The organism is Streptomyces sp. ID05-39B, assembly GCF_033794725.1.
GTDB classification, from domain to species: domain Bacteria; phylum Actinomycetota; class Actinomycetes; order Streptomycetales; family Streptomycetaceae; genus Streptomyces; species Streptomyces bobili.
This window is the reverse complement of record NZ_JARGEF010000401.1, coordinates 1-4,247: the sequence shown is the minus strand read 5'-3', so window position 1 is coordinate 4,247 and position 4,247 is coordinate 1. Positions and strand designations below refer to the sequence as shown.

The window sequence follows — 4,247 nt, the reverse complement described above, 5'->3', positions numbered from 1 at the left end:
AGCCGGGGCTGTGGGGGCGGCGGGTCAGCCGTTGGCGGCCCGTAGGGCGTCGCGGACCGCCGCCAGGGCCTGATCCTCGTCCAGGCCGAGCCGCCGGGCCCGCTCCGCGTAGGCCTGCGCGGCGGTGGCGAGTTCCCGCTCCGCCGCCGGGCCCGCGGCGGCGACGAACGTGCCGTTGCGTCCTCGGGTCTCGATCACGCCGTCCGTCTCCAGCGCCCGGTAGGCCTTCGCGATCGTGTTCGCCGCCAGGCCGAGGGACTCGGCCAGGCCCCGCACGGTGGGCAGCCGGTAGCCCACGGGCAGTGCTCCCGACCGGGCCTGTTCGGCGACCTGCGCCCTCACCTGCTCGTACGGCGCGACGCCCTCAGCGATGTCGATCTTCAAGTTCACCGCCCGATTGTCCCGCACCCGCCGGAAAATGGGAGGCATCCCGGCAGGCCCGGCGCATAACGTGCGCCGCATGACCGTCATCGCGCGCGATGTGCGCCCCGAGGTTCCGTCGGACGTCGAGGGCTTCGTCCGGGTACGGCGGGCCGCCCTGCCCTTCATGGTGTTCACGGCCGAGTCCGTGGTCCACGACCTCACCCGTACCCACCCCGACGCCCGCTTCCGGCAGCTCCTCGCCGAGGCGGACGGCGAGATCGTCGGCACGGCACAGGTGGGCCTCGCCCATGACAGCCCCGAGCCCGGCCAGGGCTTTCTCAACGTGTACGTGGCCCCTGAGCGCCCGCGCCAGGGGACCGGAACGCTGCTGGCCCGCGTGGGCGAGGAGTACCTGGCCGGCCACGGGGCGTCCCGGGTGCTGGCCTGGGTGCTGGACGAGCCGGACAACCGGGGCTTCGCCGAACGGCGCGGCTACCGGGCGAGCCGCTCCGCGCACTTCCTCCGCCTGGATCTGGCGAACGGCACACTGCCGCCGCTCCAGGACCTGCCGCCCGGCGTCGAACTGCGCACCGCCGCCGACTTCGCCGACGATCCCCGCCCGTTGTTCACGCTGGACGCGGAGGTGTCCGCCGACGAACCCAGCGACATCGACGCCGAGTACACCGACTACGAGGCCTGGCTGGAGGAGATCTGGCGGCATCCGCTGCTCGACCTCGGTCTGACCACGGTCGCCCTGGTCGACGGCCGTCCCGCCGCGTTCACCGCGGCCCGCACGGACGGCGCGTCCCGCTACACCACCGGCATGACCGGCACGGCCCGCGCCCACCGCGGCCGGGGCCTGGCCAAGCTCGCCAAGAACGCCTCGCTGCACCGCGCCCGTGCCGCGGGGTACCGGGAGGCGTTCACCGGCAACGACACGGGCAACGGCCCGATGCTCGCCGTCAACAAGTGGTTCGGCTACGAGATCTGTGCGACAGAGGTGCGCTATGCCCGTGAACTCCGCTGACCCCTCCCGGCTCGTGGACGTCGTCCTCGTCAAGGGCGGCCGTACGAAGATCCGCTATCCGGCCGAGCTGCTCGCCGACGACGGCACCCGGATCGCCGTCCGGGCCCCCTGGGCGGGCGAGGGCGTACGGGACTTCGGCTTCGTGCGGTTCGAGCCGGGTGACGTCTTCACGGAGTACTACTGGCGCGACCGCTGGTACTCCGTGAAGGAGGTGCGGGCCGCGTCCGGCGCGCTGAAGGGCTGGTACTGCGACATCACCCGCCCGGCCACGCTCACCGGCGGCGAGCTGGTCGTCGAGGATCTCGACCTGGACCTGTGGCGCTCCGCCGACGGCGGCGACGTACGGCGGCTGGACGAGGACGAGTTCGCGGAGAGCGGGCTGGCCGAGCGGGACCCGCAGGCGGCTGCCGCGGCGGTGACGGCGCTCGACGAGCTGGAGGCGTTCGCCACCGTGGAGGGAGGGCTGGAGGCCCTGCTGGAGTGAGCGGTGTCGGTCAGACCGTCGCCACCACCGCGTACCGCTCGTCCTCCACCGCCCTGCCCCACAACCGCGGGTCGTCGGACAGCCGCTCCACACGCGTGTGCCCGGCGAGCGGGGCCAGGAGGGCGGTGAGCCGGTCCGCCGGTATGCCGACGGGGCTGACGGTGCCCCAGACGCCCTCGACCAGTACGAGCCGGCCGCCGGGGCGCAGCAGGTCACGCCAGTGCCGCAGGGCGCGGCCGGGGTCGGGCAGGGTCCACAGCACATGCCGTACGAGCACGGTGTCGAAGCGCTCCTCCCCCACCGGGGGTGCCGCCGCGTCACCGACGAGGAACACGGCGTCACGTCCGGCGAGTTTGGTGCGGGCCCGTTCGACCATCGCCGGGGAGAGGTCGACGCCGGTGACGCGGTGTCCGCGCTCGGCGGCGAGGAGCGACAGGCTGCCGGTGCCGCAGCCCAGGTCGAGCAGGTCGCCGGGCCGGTCCATGAGCCAGTCGCGCAGCCGCTCCGCCCAGGCGGCGCGCACTTCGGGATCGCGCAGCCCGTGGTCCGGCTCCTCGTCGAAGGCGGCGGCCTCCGCGTCCCAGTCGACACGCGTCGGAGTCGATCCGTCACTGTGGTTTGTCATACCCGCAAGAGTGACACCCACCACTGACAACCGAATCGTGACAGCCGCCACTGACAGAACGGGTGGCGATGAGGAAGTCTCCCTGAACGGGTCTACCTCCGTGAGAACGCGGAACTCGGTGGACCCTGAAGGAGGCAGCCATGCGCCGTACGACCGTGCAGAAGCCCCTGAAGAAGACGGAATCCCGCAGGATCCGTGAAGAGACCGACGAGCGTCCCGCCGGGCGTCCCGAGGTGCGCAAGGACATCGCACGCACCTGGTGGCCGGACGGGTGAGGCCGGCCCACGGCCCGGATCAGTCGAGCCGTTTGCGGTAGTGGACGCGGTCGTACGGTCCGTCGGCCCGGCGTTCCACGGCCTCGTAGCCGTATCTGGGGTAGATCCGCTGGTTCTCCCACATCAGCGCGTTCGTGCAGAGCCTGACCTCGCGCAGGCCGAGCGCCCGCGCGCGTGCGTCGACGAAGTGCAGCAACCGCCGCCCCACGCCCGTGCCATGGGCGTCGGGGTGCACGGCGATGGTGTCGAGCAACAGGTGCGCCCCCCGGTCCCTGGACTCCTCGACCACCACCAGGCCGATGACGGGATCGCCCGTGACGAACACCTTCCCGGCGGTCACGTTCGCCGCGTGGTCCGCCTCCATGGGCTGCGGCACGACCCCGATGCGTTCGATGTAGTGCCGGAACGCGGCATCGGTCACGGTCTTCACCGCCGGTACGTCGGCCTGTGTCGCGGGCCGGATCTCGTCGATGGTCATGCCGTCCACGCTAGCTACCTGATGCCCGTCTCAGCATGTCCTTAAGGGGACCCTAAAGATCGCCGACGGCGGTCCCAGGCAGGCGTTTTCGGGGTTTCTTGGTTCCGGCACACATCAGCACCGGTTCCGAGGAGATCCCCCATGCCCGCACGCCGCAAGGCCGCCGCCGCCCTGGGCCTGACCCCGCTGACCCTGACCGCGCTGCCCGTGCTGGCCGCGAGTCCCGCCGCCGCGCACGGCTCGATGGGCGACCCGGTCAGCCGCGTCGCGCAGTGCTACGCGGAGGGCCCCGAGAGCCCGGAGTCGGACGCCTGCCAGGCCGCGGTCGCGGCGGGCGGGACGCAGGCGCTGTACGACTGGAACGGCATCCGCATCGGTGACGCCGGCGGCCGTCATCAGGCGCTGATCCCGGACGGCAAGCTGTGCAGCGCGGACAACGCCGCGTTCAAGGGCCTCGACCTGGCGCGCGCGGACTGGCCGGCGACCGGGGTGCGCGAGGGGGCGTACACCTTCAAGTACCGGGTGACCGCCCCGCACAAGGGCACGTTCAAGGTGTACGTCACCAAGACCGGTTACGACCCGGCGCAGCCGCTGGCCTGGTCCGACCTGGATCTGGAGCATCCGGTGGCGACGGCCACCGACCCGGTTGCGGCAGGCGGTTTCTACACGTTCTCCGGGGCGCTGCCCGAGCGTTCGGGGCGGCATGTGCTGTACGCGGTGTGGCAGCGCTCGGACAGCCCGGAGGCGTTCTACTCCTGCTCGGACGTCACCTTCGGCGGGGCGGAAGGGGGTTCGGCAAGCGGTTCGGCAAGCGGCTCCGCCCCGGCATCCTCCGTCCCTGCGCCCGCCGCGCCGTCCGCCTCCGCGCCGTCCGCCTCCGCGCCGTCCGAGGAGCAGATCGAGGACGGTGCCGACAAGTCGACGATCGAGCACCACGGTCATGGCGACGACGACCCCGCCACCACGACGGACCCGACCCCGGCCCCGGCCGCCTT

At 72.4% G+C, this 4,247-nt stretch carries 7 protein-coding genes; 4 read left to right on the top strand and 3 right to left on the bottom strand.

Annotated elements, in window-relative coordinates; genetic code table 11:
* Positions 1-24: 24 nt before the first annotated feature.
* Positions 25-390: a GntR family transcriptional regulator gene (locus P1P75_RS40010; RefSeq protein ID WP_319264614.1), complete on the bottom strand. Its 366-nt coding sequence runs from the start codon at positions 388-390 to the stop codon at positions 25-27.
* A 70-nt stretch (positions 391-460) separates the two neighbouring features.
* On the opposite strand from P1P75_RS40010, the gene P1P75_RS40005 reads away from it, so the two are divergent.
* Positions 461-1,390, top strand: coding sequence for a GNAT family N-acetyltransferase (locus tag P1P75_RS40005; RefSeq protein WP_319264612.1), 930 nt, complete (start codon positions 461-463; stop codon positions 1,388-1,390).
* Positions 1,371-1,874 carry a DUF402 domain-containing protein gene (locus P1P75_RS40000; protein ID WP_319264610.1) on the top strand — a complete coding sequence of 168 codons (504 nt, stop codon included), beginning with the start codon at positions 1,371-1,373 and terminating at the stop codon, positions 1,872-1,874. The genes P1P75_RS40005 and P1P75_RS40000 overlap by 20 nt, the downstream gene beginning before the upstream one ends.
* Positions 1,875-1,884: 10 nt before the next feature.
* Here P1P75_RS40000 and P1P75_RS39995 read toward each other — a convergent pair whose 3' ends face one another.
* Entirely contained in the window at positions 1,885-2,499 is a 615-nt protein-coding gene (locus P1P75_RS39995) for a class I SAM-dependent methyltransferase (RefSeq protein ID WP_319264608.1), read from the bottom strand.
* Between the two features lie 140 nt (positions 2,500-2,639).
* Between P1P75_RS39995 and P1P75_RS39990 the strand changes: the two genes are divergently transcribed.
* Positions 2,640-2,774: a hypothetical protein gene (locus tag P1P75_RS39990; protein WP_086772750.1), complete on the top strand. Its 135-nt coding sequence runs from the start codon at positions 2,640-2,642 to the stop codon at positions 2,772-2,774.
* 19 nt (positions 2,775-2,793) lie between these two features.
* Here the strand turns inward: P1P75_RS39990 and P1P75_RS39985 are convergent, their stop codons facing one another.
* Complete coding sequence (locus P1P75_RS39985; protein ID WP_319264606.1) at positions 2,794-3,252, bottom strand: GNAT family N-acetyltransferase; 459 nt, start codon at positions 3,250-3,252, stop codon at positions 2,794-2,796.
* A gap of 141 nt (positions 3,253-3,393) precedes the next feature.
* On the opposite strand from P1P75_RS39985, the gene P1P75_RS39980 reads away from it, so the two are divergent.
* A partial coding sequence (locus tag P1P75_RS39980; protein ID WP_319264604.1) for a lytic polysaccharide monooxygenase occupies positions 3,394-4,247 on the top strand: 854 nt, incomplete at its 3' end.

Bases quoted from the DNA above. Each gene is read 5' to 3' on its own strand.
- P1P75_RS40005 (WP_319264612.1), top strand. From the start codon at position 461: ATGACCGTCATCGCGCGCGATGTGCGCCCCGAGGTTCCGTCGGACGTC.
- P1P75_RS39985 (WP_319264606.1), bottom strand. From the start codon at position 3,252: ATGACCATCGACGAGATCCGGCCCGCGACACAGGCCGACGTACCGGCG.
- P1P75_RS40000 (WP_319264610.1), top strand. From the start codon at position 1,371: ATGCCCGTGAACTCCGCTGACCCCTCCCGGCTCGTGGACGTCGTCCTC.
- P1P75_RS39990 (WP_086772750.1), top strand. From the start codon at position 2,640: ATGCGCCGTACGACCGTGCAGAAGCCCCTGAAGAAGACGGAATCCCGC.
- P1P75_RS39995 (WP_319264608.1), bottom strand. From the start codon at position 2,499: ATGACAAACCACAGTGACGGATCGACTCCGACGCGTGTCGACTGGGAC.